General features: G+C 42.5%; 13 protein-coding genes. 9 read left to right on the top strand and 4 right to left on the bottom strand.

The window, feature by feature from the left end; all coding sequences use genetic code 11:
• Nucleotides 1-251 precede the first annotated feature (251 nt).
• Genes VYM24_RS00165 through VYM24_RS00155 form a run of 3 tightly spaced genes read left to right on the top strand, consistent with a single transcriptional unit; the run spans nucleotide 252 to nucleotide 7,836 of the window.
• The gene (locus VYM24_RS00165) at nucleotides 252-3,218 is read left to right on the top strand and encodes a SusC/RagA family TonB-linked outer membrane protein (protein ID WP_330941173.1); all 2,967 of its coding nucleotides are present in this window, start codon (nucleotides 252-254) and stop codon (nucleotides 3,216-3,218) included.
• Between the two features lie 11 nt (nucleotides 3,219-3,229).
• On the top strand, nucleotides 3,230-4,900 hold the full coding sequence (locus tag VYM24_RS00160) for a RagB/SusD family nutrient uptake outer membrane protein (RefSeq protein WP_330941172.1): 1,671 nt from the start codon (nucleotides 3,230-3,232) through the stop codon (nucleotides 4,898-4,900).
• Between the two features lie 38 nt (nucleotides 4,901-4,938).
• Nucleotides 4,939-7,836, top strand: a complete 2,898-nt coding sequence (locus VYM24_RS00155) for a glycosyl hydrolase 115 family protein (protein ID WP_425286670.1) — start codon at nucleotides 4,939-4,941, stop codon at nucleotides 7,834-7,836.
• 78 nt (nucleotides 7,837-7,914) lie between these two features.
• Here VYM24_RS00155 and VYM24_RS00150 read toward each other — a convergent pair whose 3' ends face one another.
• The gene (locus tag VYM24_RS00150; RefSeq protein WP_330941170.1) at nucleotides 7,915-11,235 is read right to left on the bottom strand and encodes a beta-galactosidase; all 3,321 of its coding nucleotides are present in this window, start codon (nucleotides 11,233-11,235) and stop codon (nucleotides 7,915-7,917) included.
• Nucleotides 11,236-11,408: 173 nt separating this feature from the next.
• Here VYM24_RS00150 and VYM24_RS00145 point away from each other — a divergent pair, with 173 nt between their 5' ends.
• Nucleotides 11,409-12,026: a NanQ anomerase/TabA/YiaL family protein gene (locus tag VYM24_RS00145; protein ID WP_330941169.1), complete on the top strand. Its 618-nt coding sequence runs from the start codon at nucleotides 11,409-11,411 to the stop codon at nucleotides 12,024-12,026.
• A gap of 301 nt (nucleotides 12,027-12,327) precedes the next feature.
• Here the strand turns inward: VYM24_RS00145 and VYM24_RS00140 are convergent, their stop codons facing one another.
• Entirely contained in the window at nucleotides 12,328-13,128 is an 801-nt protein-coding gene (locus VYM24_RS00140) for a gamma-glutamyl-gamma-aminobutyrate hydrolase family protein (protein ID WP_330941168.1), read from the bottom strand.
• 194 nt (nucleotides 13,129-13,322) lie between these two features.
• Here VYM24_RS00140 and VYM24_RS00135 point away from each other — a divergent pair, with 194 nt between their 5' ends.
• From VYM24_RS00135 to rprY, 3 genes are all read left to right on the top strand, one after another.
• The gene (locus VYM24_RS00135; protein WP_330941167.1) at nucleotides 13,323-15,479 is read left to right on the top strand and encodes an elongation factor G; all 2,157 of its coding nucleotides are present in this window, start codon (nucleotides 13,323-13,325) and stop codon (nucleotides 15,477-15,479) included.
• 275 nt (nucleotides 15,480-15,754) lie between these two features.
• Nucleotides 15,755-17,296, top strand: a complete 1,542-nt coding sequence (locus VYM24_RS00130) for a sensor histidine kinase (RefSeq protein WP_330941166.1) — start codon at nucleotides 15,755-15,757, stop codon at nucleotides 17,294-17,296.
• Between the two features lie 4 nt (nucleotides 17,297-17,300).
• Nucleotides 17,301-18,002: a response regulator transcription factor RprY gene (gene rprY, locus VYM24_RS00125; RefSeq protein WP_007210274.1), complete on the top strand. Its 702-nt coding sequence runs from the start codon at nucleotides 17,301-17,303 to the stop codon at nucleotides 18,000-18,002.
• A gap of 73 nt (nucleotides 18,003-18,075) precedes the next feature.
• Here rprY and VYM24_RS00120 read toward each other — a convergent pair whose 3' ends face one another.
• Together VYM24_RS00120 and VYM24_RS00115 are read right to left on the bottom strand one after the other, a co-directional pair.
• Nucleotides 18,076-18,252, bottom strand: coding sequence for a hypothetical protein (locus tag VYM24_RS00120; RefSeq protein WP_330941165.1), 177 nt, complete (start codon nucleotides 18,250-18,252; stop codon nucleotides 18,076-18,078).
• A 175-nt stretch (nucleotides 18,253-18,427) separates the two neighbouring features.
• The gene (locus VYM24_RS00115; protein WP_044266371.1) at nucleotides 18,428-18,874 is read right to left on the bottom strand and encodes a MarR family winged helix-turn-helix transcriptional regulator; all 447 of its coding nucleotides are present in this window, start codon (nucleotides 18,872-18,874) and stop codon (nucleotides 18,428-18,430) included.
• 159 nt (nucleotides 18,875-19,033) lie between these two features.
• On the opposite strand from VYM24_RS00115, the gene rpsF reads away from it, so the two are divergent.
• A complete protein-coding gene (gene rpsF, locus VYM24_RS00110) occupies nucleotides 19,034-19,378 on the top strand; it encodes a 30S ribosomal protein S6 (protein WP_007210277.1) in 345 nt (114 codons plus the stop codon).
• A 2-nt stretch (nucleotides 19,379-19,380) separates the two neighbouring features.
• On the top strand, nucleotides 19,381-19,650 hold the full coding sequence (gene rpsR / locus VYM24_RS00105; protein WP_007210278.1) for a 30S ribosomal protein S18: 270 nt from the start codon (nucleotides 19,381-19,383) through the stop codon (nucleotides 19,648-19,650).
• Nucleotides 19,651-19,656: the final 6 nt, after the last annotated feature.

Here is a 19,656-nt window from a genome sequence, read left to right as displayed (position 1 = left end):
TTCCAAAAATCACCTACAATTCTGTCATTGAAAAAATAACGGCGGTATTCTGAATGATACAGATGCCTGAAGTCTTGACTCGAATTTACTTTTGTCCGGTGAAATCTTTTGGAGAGCTAATTCTCCATCTATGTGAAACCTTAAAATGATTGCCTATGAGAAGCACATAAGAGTTACAGTTCTTTTTAATTTCATTAATTGAGAAATATAATGAATTAGTTTAAGTAGTTAATTTTAAATCACTATTATTTATGAAACATTTTTTTATTTGGATTTTCTTGTTTTTTTTCTCAGTGTCCGGTTTTGCGCAAGATTTGAATATCAAAGGGCAAATCACGGATACATCCGGTGAATCGATTATTGGTGTGAATGTAAAGGTGAAAGGTAAGGATACCGGGACTATAACGGATATAGACGGAAACTATCACCTTCAGGCTGCTCCGAATGATATTTTGGTTGTCTCTTATATCGGTTTTATTACTCAGGAAGTGCCTGTGAAAAATAGAACGGTTGTTGATATACGTTTGATAGAAGATGTGAAAGCATTGGATGAAGTGGTAGTAGTGGGATATGGAACACAACGTAAGGCTGACTTGACGGGTGCCGTTATACGTGCAGATATTAAAACGTTGAAAAGGTCTCCTAATTCAAATGTATTACAATCTTTACAGGGAAATGTTCCGGGACTTAATATTGGGCAGGTGACTAATTCGGGAGGTACTCCGTCGATGTCTATCCGTGGTACGAATACTTTGGGAGGAAACAAGGATGTGCTGGTTATTTTGGACGGTATCATTTATACAAGTTCATTATCTTCAATAAATCCTGATGACATTGAATCTGTTGATATCCTGAAAGATGCAAGTTCTACTGCTGTATATGGTGCACAGGCAGCCAATGGAGTAGTTATGATTACTACTAAAAAAGGTGTGGAAGGGAAACCGAAAATCACTTTCTCCAGCAGTTATACATTTTCTAACCCGACCCACAATTATCGTCCGATGAATCGTGAAGAGTATCTGGATAATGTCAGAGACTTCTATTATACGGAGGCTTTCCTTGGACCTGATTATACTACCCCTAATCCGGATTTTGACCTCGCGTCTAAATTGCCGGATGCTCCGTTGAGGGATGAAAATGGAAATGTCAGTCCTTATAATTATAACTGGTGGGACGAAGGAACACAAAGCGGGCATCTGTTTGAAAACCGTTTTAATATATCCGGTGGCAGTAAATCCATCAATTATATGCTTTCGTACTCCAATACGGATCAACGTGGATTTATTGTGAATGATGATTTTAAAAGAAACAGCGTTCGTCTGAATTTGAATGCGGAAATAGCTCCCTGGTGGAAAATAGGAATTCAGACCTTTGGTGCATTTGTGAATCAGGATGGTGCGGAGCCTGGTTTGTGGAATCTGATAACCCAATCTCCATTGATTGAACCTTATGACGCAGATGGTAAGATAAAGCCATATCCTTTTAATACATTGGATACCAATCCTTTTATGGGATCGGATATTGATGATTACGAGCGTCATAATTACTTTTTCGGTAATATATCGTCCGAAATAAAATTGCCTCTTAAAGGGTTAGTGTATCGGTTGAATTTTGGAAATAACTATAGGATAGACAATCATTTTCAGGCCAGCCAGTATGGATACAATCTGCAAGGAGAGGCTTATAAAGAGCATACCGGCTACTATGATTATACTATAGACAATATTCTGGCTTACAATGCTACATTTGGCGAACATCATATTGATGCCACATTATTATATGGGGCTTCGGAGCGTAAATACGATTATACAAAGGCTTTGGGACAGGGATTTACACGCATGACATTGGGTTATAATAGTCTGGAACAGGCAACAACGCGCTATGTATATTCGGATGCTTGGAGAGAGGCTCTTTGTTATCAGATGGCCAGGGTCAGTTATCGTTTAATGGACCGGTATTTGATAACGGGTACAGTGCGTAGAGATGGTTTTTCGGGATTTGCGGCGAATAATAAATATGCCACTTTCCCTTCCATAGCTTTGGGATGGATTATCTCAGAAGAGTCTTTCTTTAAAATACCCTGGATTGATTATCTGAAACTGCGTGGGGGATATGGTATCAGTGGAAATCAGACTAGCAGATACAAATCTTTGTCCACAGTGGCTTCTGAGATCAGATATATTTTTGGTGATGGTGGAAAGCCTGTAATCGGACAGGAAATTTCAGCTTTGGGAAATAGTAATCTGAAATGGGAAAAAACAGCAGGGATAAACTTAGGTCTTGATTTCACAATTCTGGGCCAAAGACTCACCGGTTCTGTAGAATACTATTCGACAACAACAAAAGACTTATTGTATGATGTGGCTTTACCCGATATTACGGGATTTTCAAAGATTGCTTCTAATCTTGGAAAAATCAAAAACAAGGGTTTCGAATTTATTCTCACTTCGAAGAATATACAGACTTCTGATTTTAAATGGACTACCTCACTCAATTTCTCGACAAACTCTAATAAAATCGTAACTTTGACAGGAGAAGATAATGACGGAGATGGCATAGAGGATGATAACATATCCAGTAACCTGTTTATAGGCCAGCCCATTTCTGCGGTATATGGGTATGTAGTGGATGGCATTTATCAGTTGGGTGATGATATACCTGCCGGTTTCTATCCGGGTAATTATCGTATTGTAGATATGACCGGAGAGGGAGAAATAACTCCTGAAGACCGTGTCATTTTAGGTAAAGGAGATCCGGCTTACCGGTTTGGTATTATGAATACGTTGGAGTATAAGAACTTCACGCTTAGTTTCTTTATCAATTCTGTTCAAGGAGGAAAGGATGGATATCTGGCAGCCAACTCTTCTTCGTTAGTTAGAGATCAGAATAATCTGCGCTGGAATCGTATAAGTGCATGGGATTACTGGTCACCGCGTAATCCGGATGCAGTCTATGCACGTTCCATCAGTACCCCGAAAATAACTCCTACGGTATATGAAGACCGGAGCTTTGTACGTTTGCAGGATGTTTCATTGTCTTATGCTTTTCCGAAGTCTGTTACGAATAAGGTCGGTTTGAGTGAAATTGATCTGTTTTTCAGTGGGAAAAACCTGCTGACTTTTACAAAATGGCATGGTTGGGACCCGGAAGCCGGAAGTACTTATTCGGGCAGACCGGTAATGAGAAGTTTTTCTTTTGGTGTTAGTCTTACTTATTAATCTGATTTATTATGAAAATAAAAATATATACTATTAGCTTGTTGCTTTCGGCAGTGTTGGGTTCGTGCAGCAGTTCTTTTTTAGATGAGAAGCCTTTGGATTTTATGAGTGCAACCAATTCTTTTCTTACCCAAGAGGATATTGATTGTTCTGTAAATAATCTCTATTACCTGATAAGAAGAGAATTCTATAGTAGGGATGAAAATCGTCCGATGGATTACCTTTATGGTACGGATATTGTTTATGATGGCGAACCGAATGGTACGGAGCGACATTCCAATATGATTTCAGCTTATCATTCAACCGGTAATATTGCATCGGTACACTGGTCATTGCTTTATCATACCATTTCAACTGCTAATACTATTATCGACCGTCTGCCTGCTTCTGAAGTATCGGAGGAACAAAAGACGATTGCCGAAGCCAAAGCCCGTTTTTTTAGAGGATTTGCATATAGGACCTTGGCTTATCTTTACGGTGGGGTACCTCTTTTATTGACGGAAGTCGTCGAACCCAAGTTTGATTATGTCAGGGCATCCAAAGAAGAGGTGTTGAAGCAGGCACTTACGGATGTAGAGTTTGCAGCTGCTCATTTACCCAGTTTGTCCAGTGTGCAGGATGGAGAAGTTTCTAATGCGGCTGCATATCATTTGCTCTCAGAACTTTATCTGGCAACAGCTCAATATCAGAAAGCGGTGGATGCTGCCACAACAGTCATCGATGATCCGGCTACCGGACTGATGTACAATCGCTTTGGTTCTAGAGCCAATGAAGTTCCGGGAGATGTATATTGGGATTTATTCCGAAAAAACAATCAGAACAGGGGTTCCGGAAACACAGAAGGAATCTGGGTTATTCAGATTGAAACTGACACTCCTGGCGGCAGTGGTTCCTTGACAGCCAAAGACCAGACATACACTTTGGAAAGGCATCATGCTCCGATGGTTCGTGACGTGAAAGCACATGGCATGAATCCTTTTAGCTGGCCGATTGGTGACTATACCGGAGGTCGTGGCATTGGTTGGGCCATTTCGACCCGATATTTCAGTGATGAGATATGGAAAGATGATTTTTATGGAGACATGAGAAACGCAAATCATAATTTTGTGAGAAAGTTTGCAGTTCACAATAAAGAGTATGCCAAACTTTACGGGGATACCATTGACACTCAGAATCCGCCAGCAGGGGTTACGGTTCCATCCCGTCCGCTCTATGCTTATCAATCCAAGTGTACTACTCCGTATAATCATCCGGATGGTTTGTATTCCAATTCCAAAACTTTTGCGCTTAACAGTGGAGCCGGTGCTACATATACGGATCAATATATGTTCAGGCTTGCCGAGACTTACTTGTTACGGGCTGAGGCTTATCTGGCTTTAAATGATAAGGATAAGGCAGCGGCTGATATCAATGTGATTCGCAATAGAGCTCATGCTAAACCTGTATCGGCATCTCAGGTAACATTGGATTATATTCTGGATGAGAGAATGAGAGAGTTAGGCGTAGAAGAAAGGCGCAGGATTACGTTGATGAGAATGGGGAAACTTTACGACCGCGTGATGAAATGTAATCCCTATTATGCCAAGGAGATGGAAAAACATTATGAATTATGGCCAATACCTTATAAAGAAATTGAAGCTAATAGAGGAGCTGTGTTAGAGCAGAACCCCGGGTATGAATAAAGATGCTAAGTAGTAATTAAAATATATTTTATGTTATGATGAGATTTTGGTTAATGTTCATGTCTATGTTTCTTCCGGTAATATGCTGGGGACAGATTATTGTTAAAGAAACCGGGGGCATGGCAGCCTTTCCGTTAGTGTCTTCCCATACGACAGTGATTTATTATGATGCCGGGGATTATGGTGTAGTAGAAAAAACAGCTTGTCTTTTGGCTGAAGATATAAAGCGGGTGACTAATCAGAAGGTGTCTGTTTCTTCGAAAAAGGTTTCTTCGGAGTATGCTGTTGTTGTGGGAACAGTGGGACATAATGCTTTTATTGACCGATTGGTGGCAGAGGGACAATTAGATGTATCTGCTATCCGTGGTGGTTGGGAACAGTTTGTTGTTAAAACGATAGATGCTCCTGCCAAAGGGGTGAAAAAAGTGCTTGTCATTGCCGGATGCGACAGGCGTGGCACAGCCTATGGCGTATTCACACTATCAGAAGCTATAGGGGTGTCTCCTCTGTATTGGTGGGCCGATGTGCCAACTAAAAGAAAGTCTCAATTATATGTTGAGAATATAAACTATGTTTCTCAGGCCCCGTCTGTTCAGTACAGGGGTATCTTTATTAATGATGAAGGTTGGGGAATAACCCCGTGGGCCGGAAAGACGTTTGATAAAGAACTGGGTGACATCGGGCCGAAAACTTATGCTAAGGTGTGTGAACTGATTCTCCGGATGAAAGGTAATATGCTGGCACCTGCGATGCATCCTTCTTCGGGTGCTTTTAATAAGTATCCTGAAAACAAATTAGTTGCTGATAGTTATGGAATTATAATGAGTTCTTCTCATTGCGAACCGTTACTCTTTAATAATGTAACGGAGTGGGATAAAAAAACAATGGGAGAATGGAATTATATAACTAACAAAGGAGGAATCAATAAGATACTCGACCGACGGGTTTCCGAGAATGCCCCGTATGAGAACATTTATACGATTGCTATGCGTGGTATTCATGACGCCGGGCTCGTAGGTGTTCCCAAAGATAAAGAAGTCAGCTTGGTAGAGGAGGTCATTGCTGACCAAAGAGGCATTTTGAAGCAACATGTAGATTCTCCTCTTGACTCTATCCCTCAGATTTTTGTTCCCTATAAAGAAGTGCTTGATATCTATGAAAGAGGGTTGAGGCTTCCGGAAGACATTATGTTGGTTTGGTCGGATGATAATTTCGGTTATATCAAACGATTGAATAATAAGGAAGAAAGAAACCGTAAAGGCGGATCGGGCGTATATTATCATATTTCATATTTAGGCGAGCCGCATGACTATTTATGGTTGAATACAACTCCTCCGGCATTGATGTTCGAAGAAATGCGCAAGGCTTATGATACCGGGGCAAAACGCTATTGGTTATTGAATGTGGGAGACATCAAACCGGGTGAATTGGGTATGAAAACATTTCTGGACATGGCCTGGGACATTGATAAATTCAATTTTGATAATATAAACAATCATCAGGTGGACTTTCTGGTTTCCGTATTTGGTGAAAAGTATAGGGAAGATATTGACGATATAATGAACAGTTATTATCATTTAGGTTTCCAGCACAAACCGGAAGCAATGGGATGGGGATATGAATGGAATAACGAACATGCTCAGGAGAGAATGACGGATACAGACTTTTCTTTCGTAAATTATAATGAAGCAGAAGGCAGAATGCAAGAGTATGACCGTATTTCTGATAAGAGCGAAAAGATATGGAACACGTTGCCGGAATCTTATAAGGCTGCTTTTTATGAGCTGGTTTTCTATCCTGTGAAGGGAGCGGCGCTTATGAATAAGAAAATGCTGACTGCGCAGCAAAACAGATGGTACGCGCGTCAGGGACGTGCAGCAACCAACTATTTGGCTGATAGAACAAAGGCTTATCATGATAGTATCGATTATTATACCGGTAAGTATAACTCCCTGCTTAATGGTAAATGGAACCATATGATGGCTCTGGCACCTGGATGGACTGCTACTTATCAGAAGATGCCTCCGGTGACGAATATTGATGTACCGCAGAAAGCAGAAATGTGTGTTTTTCTTCCGGGACAGGACTCTCCTTTGGGAAAGATTACATTGAATGTACTTCCTTGCGTAAATCCTTATACCCGGAAAGAATCTTTTATTGAATTGTATAATATAGGAGGACAAGCATTTACGTGGAATGCTAAAGTTTCGGATTCGTGGATCAAACTCAGCAGGCAGAGCGGAACCACTCTTCTGCAAGAACGGATTATTGTATCTGTTGACTGGTCGAAAGTTCCGGTAGGAGAAAGGGTAACGGGTGAAATTGATATTATATCCGGCAGCAATCAGGAAAAGATTTACTTGCCTGTTTTCAATCCTGCTTATCCTACAGTCGGCGAGTTGAAAGGATGGTATGTGGAGGATAATGGTTGTGTATCTATTAATCCGGGAAAATTTCATAGAAAAGTGGAGAATGAAGATATAAAAATGAAAGTAATAGAGGGATTGGGCTATGAGAACCAGTGTATACAATTAGGAGAGGCTACAAAACCTGTTCAAAATCCACGTCGTTCCAAGAAGGCTGCCAAGGTGGAATATGATTTTTATACTTTTAATGCCGGTTCAGTAACGGTTTATACGTATGCATTACCTGTTTTTCCGGTGAATTCAGAACGTGGCACTTGCTTCGGCATAATGATAGATGATGGCTTATTGAAATATGCTTCGAATAATGCAAAAGAATATTCAGGCGAATGGAGGGAAAATGTGTACCGCAACAGTACGATAAATGCTGTGACCCTAAACATTGATAAGCCGGGCAAGCATACTTTGAAATTGATATGCTCTGATCCGGGTATGATTATTCAAAAGGTGGTGATAGATATGGGAGGAATGAAGCGCTCTTATCTTGGTCCTGAAACTACAATCGTACGCTAATGAGTCAGACTTCTATATAAAGAAGAGCGGCTGTCATTTCGTAACGACGGCCGCTCTTTATTGCCTTTCTAAATCAGATTAGTATTTGAAGTTTTCTCCCTTCACATAAATCTTGAAATCCTTGATGTCCCCCGGTACTTCGCTTTCCATTCGGGGCAAGCATTGGAAGCCTGTCAATGCATGACTGGCGCCCAGATCGATTACAATCGTATGCGGATAAGGACTGCCTTTCTCTGTGCTCCAATAGGTGGATTCCTGAAGGTCGAAAGTTTTGTCGGCAGAGCGGTTGACGTGAGCTACGTCTTCGCTGTCGGCATACTTCACAATCCAAGGCTCGCGGGACAAACGGTTACCATCCTTGTCCAAGAAATACATTTCGGCAATACAAGCCAGGTCTTTTCCATCCTGTGAGTTTAATGCTTCAATGCAAACATAGCGTCCGGTAACAGGTTTGTTGAATTTAATTTCCTGCCAGCCATTACCCGGTTTGAAGCTTCCCGTGAATACAGGCTTTTCACCTGACAAGTTCAAGTTCTCGCCTTCATTGCGATGTGTCAAGGGTTTCTGTACAAGCAGTTGGTCAAGGAGCGGTTCACTTAAACCTTCGGACTTGGCCTCTTTAGGACCTACGATATCGAAAACTACGATTTCATTCTCACCTTTTTTCAACCAGCATCCCGGGACATAAAGAGTCTGCTGAGGACCGATCTCCCAGATACGGCCTAGTGCATAACCGTTCACATAAACCAATCCTTTGCCCCATGTTTCAAAGTTCAGGAAAGTATCGCTCGGTTTCTTCACCTGAAACTTAGCGCGGTAAACGCCCGGAATACGTTGTCCGAGACGGTCTGTCAATGACTCTATCGGCTGGAACTTCATGCCCTGATAGAATTCATAGGTATCTTCAATGTTGAAAACTTCCCAGTTCTTCAGGTTGCAAACGAAAGGATATCCGTTGATGTCCATAGAGAGTTCTACGTTTTTCGTGATTCCTTTGAAGTCTTTGATGGCGCGACCGAAGTTGATGCGCCCCATGGCTTCTACCAGAATATCAAGTCTGGAACCTTTGACGCAGGCGGGGAGTACCAATTGCTTTTCACCGTTTCTTCTATCGAGCTTGCCGATGTATTTCCCATCCACGAATACCTGAGCATAGTCGTGCGCATCGTTCACTGTGAGGGTAGCGGGCGATTTCAATTCAGGCAGGGTAGTGCGGTAGAGGATGCTTCCGAAACCCTGGTTGTATTCTTCCATGGTGCGGATGTTTTCATCCTTCTTTGCTGCGGGCAGGTTCTCGAACAATGGTGCCATTTCTGTGAATCTGAAAGCAGGGATGCTGATAGGTTTGATCAGTGCAGGTACTTTCGCCTGTTTCTCACCATCCATGTATTTCGCCATGGCTTCTCTCAAGGCCCAATACTTAGGAGTTGTCTGACCGGATTCACTGATAGGCGCATCATAATCGTAAGACGTCACGTCGGGTGCAAAGCCGGGAGAGTTGGCGCCTGCCCAGTGTCCCCAGTTCGTACCTCCATGTGTCATATACAGGCTGAATGAAATGCCTCTTGATAACATATCATCGATACCTTTGATCATATCAGCGGCAGGACGGGTTTCGTGGTTGGCACCCCATTTGTCGAACCAACCGCTCCAGAATTCAGAACACATCAGTGGACTGTTGGGACGAAGCTGTTTCAGTTTGGCAAATTGCTGGTCGACGTTGGCGCCTGTACCGAAGTTCATGGTCCAGATCAGGTCATCGAGTCCGTTCAGGGTGAAGTTAGAAGCCCAGTCGCATTGGAACAGAGCGATGTCATTTCCGAAGTTGGCACGTACGATGTCTCTGATTTGGGATACATAACCCTTATCTTCTCCGTAAGATCCATATTCGTTTTCTACCTGTACCATGATGATGGGACCGCCATTGGCAATCGTCAGGTCTTTCACCTGCTTGGCTACGGCTTCTTCGAACAGAGCTACACGTTCAATGAAGTAAGGATCGGATTCGCGCAGACGTACATCCTTTTTCTTAAGCAGCCACCACGGCAGACCACCCATTTCCCACTCGGCACAAACATACGGTCCGGGGCGGAGGATGACATACATATCATTTTGCTGGCACAGACGGCAGAACTCGGCCAGGTCGTTTTGCTCCGTAAAGTCATATACGCCGGGTTGCGGTTCGTGAGAGTTCCAGAATACATAGAGGCAAACGGTATTCATACCCAGTGCTTTGCACAACTTGATGCGTTGGTCCCAATAAGGTTTCGGGATACGCGGGTAGTGCAGTTCGGCGGCTTTAACTACAAATGGTTTGCCGTTTAGCAGGAAAGTTCCTTTGCCGGCTTCAAAACGACCTTGATCGGCAAAGCTGTCGAAGCTCCATTTGTCACGCCAGGGAATGGTGATTTTATCACCTTCGAAGGAGAATGGAAGCCATACATAACGTGAGTTTTCCAGGTCTTTCTTATTCCAGCGGTCGAACATGGCAATGTACATGTCTTTTTTACCCATAACTTTCTGCACGTAAGTGCTTTGAGCATAGAATGTCTTGTCGGCGTCTGTTCCGGTACAAGGGTTGCCGATTGTTTTCCATTCACCCATGATGGAATCTGCCACAGCCAGTTCAGCCTGGTTGGGATCCCAACCGGTACAGCCGGAAGAGAGCATGTAGTATTTCCCGTTACGCTTGAAGACGGCGGGAGCTTCGCGGCTTTCCTTGACGAAGTTGCGGGTATAGTGTCCGCTCGGTTTTTGATAATCGTCAGTCAATTCGCTGATGTACAGCGTTGCATTGTTTTCTGACGAATAAAAGTGGTAGGCACGGCCATCATCGTCTACGAATACGGTTTGGTCGCGGCTCATGGCACCGTTGGGGCGGAAACTGCCCAGATAGGTGAATTCTCCGGTAGGGGAGTCACTGATGGCTACTCCGGCGCATGCCTTGCTGTAGTCGGCACTTTCCACGTGTGCCCACATCACGAATTTCTTGGTTTTTGGGTTATAAATCACCTTCGGACGTTCCAGTACCTTGCTGGTGTGCAGGTCGTGGCCTTGGTCGTCCTTTACTGCGGGAAGTACGATGCCTTCGAACTTCCAGTTCAGCAGGTCTTTGGATGAATAGCAGCTCACGCCGGTTACATCCGTGCGGTAACACTCCCATGTGGCCCATTCGGGCAGGATGGTTTTACCTTTTTTGTACTCACCGTACCAGTAGTACGTTCCTTCATGGTAGAGGATACCGCCGCCATGCGCATTGATGGGGTTACCGTCGGTGTCGTTCCATACTTCACCCGGCACGATGGCATTGTTGGTGGTTACTTGTTTTTGGGCTTGCGCTGTAGCAGCTCCAAGCAAACAGGCAACAACTAATGTCATACTCCAGAAAATGTTTCTCATGATTTGAATGGATTATTGTTAGTTTACGAATTAATTTCTGTTGCAAAGATAAGAACGACTTATCATTTAATGTTCCACAAATAATTCAATATAGGTAGACAGATGTTTCAATTTAATACGATTTATAATTTATATCTTTGTAGTCAGTAAACGAAATTATAGAAAACATTAACATGAAACACTTACAATGGTTATTGGCAACTGCCTGTATGCTTGCGGTTTGTCTGTCTGTCTCTGCTCAAAGTGGCAAGAAAGTAAAAAGTATCTCGCCCGAAAAATGGGTAAAATCGAAAGTCTGGAGTGAAGGTTTGAAGGCGAAGCCCCATTCTTCTACGAATTTAGCGGAATTCAAAGCGCAGTACGAAGCGAATCCGGAACAATGGAAGGCGGCTTTTCGCTGGTTGGCGTCGCACGACCTGACTACTATCGAGAAGGGAAAACATCCGATAGAAGGAACGTCACTTGTGGTCTCTGTTGAAGATAGTAAGAATGAACCGTTAGAGAAGCGGACATCCGAATCACACCGGAAACATATAGATTTGCAGTATGTGGTGAAAGGAACGGAACGTTTTGCATTGCTGGATCATGAGTCTTCAAAGGCTAATTGTGAATATAGTGAGAAGAAAGATGTTATTCACTATGATTTTGATCCGGAAAAAACTACCTTTATCGATTCTGTTCCCGGTGAGTTTTTCTTGTTCTTCCCGTCCGACTGGCATATTGCAAAGATAGCTACGGATAAGGAAGATCAGGATATAAGGGTGATCGTTATTAAGTTGGATTGTATATGATACACGCGCGTACCTATATTATAATTATAGTCTCATCTTATGAAAATAAGTCTATTGATAAAAGTAAGGGTGTAGTCGTAAGATTGCGCCCTTTCTTGTGATTAGGCGGAGAGATACTTTAGCTTTGTCAGGCTCTTGTTTGTTTCATTTTGTTTCTTTCAACTGAAACAAAAGTGCCTTTCCTAAGAAACAAAGATTTCTTCCCATTGAAACAAGAGTTTCTTGCCTGAGAAACAAGAGTGCCTTAACTGAGAAACAAAAGTGCCTTGCCTATGCCTTTCGGGATGAGTAGGCACCGGGTTTATTTACTCCTTCGAAATGCCGCCGCTTTATCAACCAGAAAGTGGAAGAACCTGGCAGATATACTATCGCCTGCTACTGTTAATGCTTCCGGGTGGAACTGTACTCCCCAAATGGGCTTTCCATTGATATTTTCAATGGCTTCAGGAATACTATCCGTGGCCCATGCCGTGATGCGGAAACCGGGTGCTGCCAGCTTCACCGCCTGGTGATGATGCGTATTTGTGAAAAGCTCCGTTTGCCCCGTAATCTGAGCTATCGTGGATCCTTGCAGGAGATGAACCGTATGCGTGGGCACGCTGCTCGGTTCTTTTTGATTATGTCGTACGGTAGTGTCCGGGTATTGTGCCGGTAGGTCCTGATAGAGTGTCCCGCCGAACGCTACATTTATCAATTGCTCACCCCTACAGATGCCTAACATCGGTACATTGCGCTGTGCTGCAAGACGAATTAGGGCGATGTCGTAAACATCGCGTAGCGAATCAACCTCCCCCAGTTGCTCGATAGGTTCTTCATTATAATAAGAAGGGTGAATGTCAGCCCCTCCTATTAATATAATTGCATCCAGCCGGCTGACGATATCCGCCAACACCGTACTGTCTGTTGTGATAGGGATGAGCATCGGGGTACCTCCGGCTTGTATCACAGATTCTGTGTAAGTCATTCGGGCAGTCGAATAATCATTGGGGTGGGAGCAGGATATGCCGATCAATGGCCGTTGCCTGTGCGAGGCACCATTGGATTGGCATCCGCTGAACAATAGAAGAATCAACAGCGTGGTGACGGATAGCAGTGCTTTCATTGTAAGTTTAAAGATTAGTGATTTACGCTGTAAAGTTAAGAAAATCTTTCTGTTAGTCGTGATGTGTTACATAACATAGTTTAGTAACACTATCGATTTATTGCTTTTCTTTTGATAAATTCATAATTTGCGCCTCACAAAAATTAAGGGTATGCGAAGGCATACTGAGTTATTCATTTTAAATCTTATATATCATGAAAGTATATCAGACGAATGAAATTAAGAACATTGCCCTGCTTGGCAATGATGGCTCGGGTAAAACCACTCTCACAGAAGCGCTGCTCTTTGAGAGTGGTATTATAAAACGTCGCGGCAGAATTACTGCCAAGAATACAGTCAGCGATTACTTCCCGGTGGAGCAAGAATATGGCTATTCTGTGTTTTCCACCGTTTTCCATGTGGAGTGGAACGGTAAGAAACTTAATATTATAGACTGTCCGGGAAGTGATGACTTTGTTGGAGCTGCCATGACAGCACTCAATGTTACTGATACTGCAATATTGCTTCTGAATGGCCAATATGGTCCTGAAGTGGGTACCCAAAATCATTTCCGATATACAGAAAAGTTAGGTAAACCGGTGATTTTCCTGGTGAACCAGCTTGACCATGAGAAGTGTGATTATGATATGGTACTGGAGCAGTTGAGGTCTGCTTATGGTTCGAAGGTAGTTCCCGTGCAATATCCGTTGGCTACCGGACCGAACTTTAATTCGTTGATTGATGTACTTTTGATGAAAAAATATTCGTGGGGCCCCGAAGGTGGTGCACCCACCATTGAAGATGTTCCTGCAGAGGAATTGGAAAAAGCAACCGAACTGCATAAAGCATTGGTAGAAGCTGCTGCTGAACACGATGAAAGCCTGATGGAGAAATTCTTTGAACAGGATTCACTGACAGAAGACGAAATGCGCGAGGGTATCCGTAAAGGTTTGGCTTCACGTGGCATGTTCCCCGTATTCTGTGTTTGTGCAGGTAAAGATATGGGTGTGCGTCGTTTGATGGAATTCCTGGGTAATGTGGTTCCGTTTGTAAACGAGATGCCGCCCGTACACAATACCCGTGGCGAGGTTGTGGAACCGAATCCGAATGGACCTACTTCTCTCTATTTCTTCAAGACCGCTGTTGAACCTCATATCGGTGATGTTCAGTACTTCAAGGTTATGAGCGGTAAAGTGCACGAAGGTGAAGACTTTACGAATGCTGACCGTGGTTCGAAAGAGCGTATCGCTCAGATTTATGCCTGTGCAGGTGCCAACCGTATTAAGGTGGAAGAAATGGTAGCCGGTGATATCGGTTGTACTGTGAAATTAAAAGATGTGCATACAGGTAATACTCTGAATGGCAAAGGTTCTGAAAACCGTTTCAACTTTATCAAATATCCCAATTCAAAATATTCCCGTGCTATCAAACCCGTGAATGAGGCCGATACGGAAAAGATGATGGCCATATTGAACCGTATGCGCGAGGAAGATCCGACTTGGGTGATAGAGCAGTCCAAGGAATTGCGCCAGACTATTGTTCACGGACAGGGTGAATTCCACTTGCGTACGTTGAAATGGCGTTTGGAGAATAATGAAAAGTTGCAAATCAAATATGAGGAACCGAGAATTCCGTATCGTGAAACCATTACGAAGGCGGCTCGTGCAGACTATCGCCATAAGAAACAATCGGGTGGTGCAGGTCAGTTTGGTGAGGTACATCTGATTATAGAACCTTATTACGAAGGTATGCCGCTGCCTGATACTTATAAGTTTGGTGCGCAGGAGTTTAAGATGAACGTGAAAGGTACCGAAGAAATCCCATTGGAATGGGGCGGTAAATTGGTATTTATTAATAGTATCGTAGGTGGTTCTATTGACGCGCGTTTCATGCCGGCTATTCTGAAAGGTATCATGTCTCGTATGGAACAAGGTCCGTTGACCGGTTCGTACGCTCGTGACGTACGTGTTATCGTGTATGATGGTAAGATGCACCCGGTAGACTCCAATGAAATTTCCTTCATGTTGGCTGGTCGTAATGCATTTAGTGAAGCATTCAAGAATGCAGGACCGAAGATCCTTGAACCTATTTATGATGTGGAAGTATTTGTTCCGTCGGATAGAATGGGTGATGTGATGGGTGACTTGCAGGGACGCCGTGCCATGATTATGGGTATGAGTAGTGAAGCCGGTTATGAAAAGCTGAGTGCTAAAGTACCTTTGAAGGAAATGGCATCTTACTCCACAGCCTTGAGTTCTTTGACAGGAGGACGTGCTTCGTTTATCATGAAATTTGCCAGCTATGAACTTGTTCCAAGTGATGTACAAGATAAGTTAGTTAAGGAGTTCGAAGCTAAGCAAGCTGAAGAATAAAAGACTTCACTTCGTCTGTTTTTATAATTTGTTAAAGCCGTTACTCCCTCAGAACGAGGGGTAATGGCTTTTTTATTAACACTGATTAAGAACATGCGTAAATGTGAACGAGAATGATTAATTTTTTATTAAATTTGCAAACCAAACACACGCTGATTTGTTATAATGCTCGTAATGCAACTTAAAAAACTCTTTTCGGTTAATTTACGAGAACTTGCGGTTAAATCAGGTTAATAGGTTAGGAGTGTTAATTAGGGAGTGTTAATTTTGTGACTATGAAGAAGTCAACAATATGGATATTAGGTATCGTTATGGGGTTATCTTTCCTCAGCCTCTTGTATCTGCAAATCAGCTACATAGAGAAGATGGTAAAGATGCGTAACGAGCAATTTGATGAATCTGTGAAGCGTGGACTGATGGCTGCTTCTAAAGAAGTGGAGTCCGCTGAGGTTGCCCGTTGGTTGCGGGAAGACATCTCTGAGGCAGAAAAGAGAGCGTGGGAATTGACTGAGCAAGGGCAGGCATTGGTGCAGACACAACGGTTTACGGTGACGTCGCCGGATGGTTCCAAGTATTCGGCCATGGAACTTCAGACGATCACAAATAAGCCGTCAGAGTTGCCGAGAGCGATGATTTCGCGTAAGCATGGCGCTAAGACGATTCCTAAAACAGCCCGTACACAAATCGATTTAATGAAAGAACGTTATGTGTACCAGCGTGGTTTGTTGGATGAAGTTGCCTTGCAGATGTTATATACGGCAAGTAGCAAGCCGATTGAGGAACGCATCAACTTTAAGAATCTGGATCAGTACTTAAAGTCGGGCTTGGTAGATAACGGCATTGATCTGGGATATCACTTTAAGGTGATTGACCGGGATGGACGGGAAGTATACCGTTGTTCGGACTATGTCGATGAAGGTAGCGAGTATTCTTACTCCCAGCCTTTGTTCCTGAATGATCCACCTGCCCGTATGAGTATCGTAAAGATACATTTTCCGGGCAAAAGAGATTATATTTTCGACTCGATCAACTTTATGATACCGTCGATGATATTCACCTTTGTGTTGCTGATTACGTTTATCTTCACGATTTATATCGTGTTCCGCCAGAAGAAACTGACGGAGATGAAGAATGACTTTATCAACAATATGACGCATGAGTTTAAAACGCCGATATCGACCATTTCGCTGGCGGCGCAGATGTTGAAAGACCCTGCAGTGGGTAAGTCGCCTGCCATGTTCCAGCATATATCGACGGTCATCAATGATGAGACGAAACGGTTGAGGTTCCAGGTGGAGAAGGTGCTCCAGATGTCGATGTTCGACAAGCAAAAGGCTACTTTGAAAATGAAGGAACTGGATGCCAATGAATTGATTACAGGTGTTATTAATACCTTCACCTTAAAGGTGGAGCGTTATAACGGTAATATAGAGTCGGAACTGAACGCGACTGACCCGAATATCTTTGCAGATGAAATGCATCTTACGAATGTGATTTTCAATCTGATGGATAATGCGGTGAAGTATAAGAGACCGGATACTGATTTGGAATTGAAAGTGAAGACCTGGAATGAACCGGGCAAGCTGATGATTTCTATTCAGGATAACGGTATAGGTATTAAGAAAGAGAATTTGAAAAAGATATTTGAAAAGTTCTACCGCGTGCATACAGGTAATCTGCACGATGTGAAAGGCTTTGGATTAGGATTGTCTTATGTGAAAAAGATTATTGTGGATCATAAGGGAACCATCCGGGCAGAGAGTGAACTAAACGTTGGAACTAAATTTATTATTGCATTACCTTTACTTAAAAATTAATGATATGGACGAGAAACTGCGTATTTTATTGTGCGAAGATGATGAGAATCTTGGCATGCTTTTAAGAGAATATTTACAGGCAAAAGGTTATTCTGCGGAGTTATATCCCGACGGCGAAGCTGGATACAAAGCTTTTCTGAAGAATAAATACGACTTGTGTGTGTTTGACGTGATGATGCCGAAGAAAGATGGTTTCACTTTGGCTCAGGAAGTGCGTGCTGCAAATGCCGAAATTCCTATCATCTTCTTGACCGCAAAGACACTGAAAGAAGATATTCTGGAGGGCTTTAAAATCGGTGCGGATGATTACATCACCAAGCCGTTCAGCATGGAAGAGTTGACTTTCAGAATTGAAGCAATCCTGAGACGTGTACGTGGAAAAAAGAACAAAGAGAGCAATATCTACAAGATCGGTATGTTCACTTTCGATACACAGAAACAGATTTTGTCAACGCCTGAAAAGCAGACGAAGCTGACTACGAAAGAGTCTGAACTCTTGGGTTTGCTTTGCGCTCATGCTAATGAAATCCTGCAGCGTGACTTTGCTTTGAAGACCATCTGGATTGATGATAACTACTTCAATGCACGTAGCATGGATGTGTATATCACGAAGCTGCGTAAGCATCTGAAAGAAGATCCTTCTATTGAAATCATCAATATCCACGGAAAGGGATATAAGTTGATCACACCGGAACCGGAGTCTTGATAGGCTCCTTACATAAGAATAAAAAAGGCGGTTGCTATCAAAGCAACCGCCTTTTTTATTCTTTTTCTGACGATTAGTCTGCCAATTTCTTATTGATTATAATGTATGAAACCAACCCCAGTACCATCAAAACTGCTGAAGTACCTAAAATGGAATTGTTGTTTACATTACCGGTAAAGGAACATGCAACCAAGATTACAGCTCCTACCAAGACTAATATCAAGCCCAGATTTTTTAATAAACCTTTCATGTGTGTGTATTTTAATAGATTATTATATTCTTGTCACAAAGAAAAGCATAATTCTTTAACAAGCGAAATTATTTTTGCAAAAAAACCATATTTTAATGAAGAATGAAGAATGAAGGATGAAAAATGAGGCTGAATACCACATCTTTTGCCTGAGCCTCTTCATTCCTCATTTATTTTAGTCTTTCGTATTGAAAAATATTTTTCTTAATACTTCCTGGCTTATGCTCAGTTCTTCTACGGTGATACCGTGTAATGCCTCTTTCAGAGTTTGGTTAGCGATTACCCGTGCGCGTTCTTCCAGTTCTTTTCCATCTTTGGTGAGGTGGATAAGATTGGTGCGGCGGTCTTTTTTATCCGAGATACGGACTACCAGATGTTGGCGTTCCATGTTATCAATCAGGCGCGTCATACTGGGCTTATCCTTAAAAGTTGCATTACACAACTCTTGTTGTGTTACTCCGTCTTTTTCCCACAAAAAGATGAGGACAGTCCACTGTTCCGGAGTAATCTCCAAACCGTTCTGGCGGAAGTTACGGGACAGTTTTCGGTTGATTGCGGCGGAAACTTTACCGTTCAGGATGGCAAAAATCAGCCGGATGTCAAAGTTAAATTGCTCGATCATGAAATTATTGTTTAAACAACTTTGCAAAGGTAAGTCACTTCTATGATAAATCCTACCTTCGGGCACAAAAAAACATTAAATGTTTGTAGATCAAAATAAAATCCCTACCTTTGCACCGCAAATTTTTAAACGAATTATTAATTCATTAATAAAACAAGTATGAATCAATACGAAACCGTTTTCATTTTAACTCCCGTTTTGTCTGATGTTCAGATGAAGGAAGCGGTAGAAAAATTCAAAGGCATCCTTACTGCTGAAGGTGCTGAGATCGTAAATGAGGAAAACTGGGGACTGAAAAAACTGGCATATCCTATCCAGAAGAAGTCAACTGGTTTCTATCAGCTGATTGAGTTCAATGCAGACCCTACTGTAATTGACAAGTTAGAGCTTAACTTCCGTCGTGATGAGCGCGTTATCCGTTTCTTGACTTTCAAGCAAGACAAGTACGCTGCTGAATACGCTGCGAAGAGAAGAAGTGTTAAATCAACTAAAAAGGAGGATTAATCATGGCACAAGTTCAATCAGAAATCAGATATTTAACTCCGCCGTCAGTGGACGTTAAGAAGAAAAAATACTGCCGTTTCAAAAAGAGTGGTATTAAGTATATCGACTATAAGGATCCTGAATTCTTGAAGAAATTCTTAAATGAACAAGGTAAGATCCTTCCGCGTCGCATCACCGGTACTTCTTTGAAGTTCCAACGTCGTGTAGCTCAAGCTGTAAAGAGAGCCCGTCACTTGGCATTGCTGCCTTATGTAACTGACATGATGAAATAATAGGAG

The organism is Bacteroides sp. MSB163, from assembly GCF_036416795.1.
Taxonomy (GTDB): Bacteria; Bacteroidota; Bacteroidia; order Bacteroidales; family Bacteroidaceae; genus Bacteroides; species Bacteroides maternus.
This window is presented reverse-complemented; position numbering and strand designations above follow the sequence as displayed.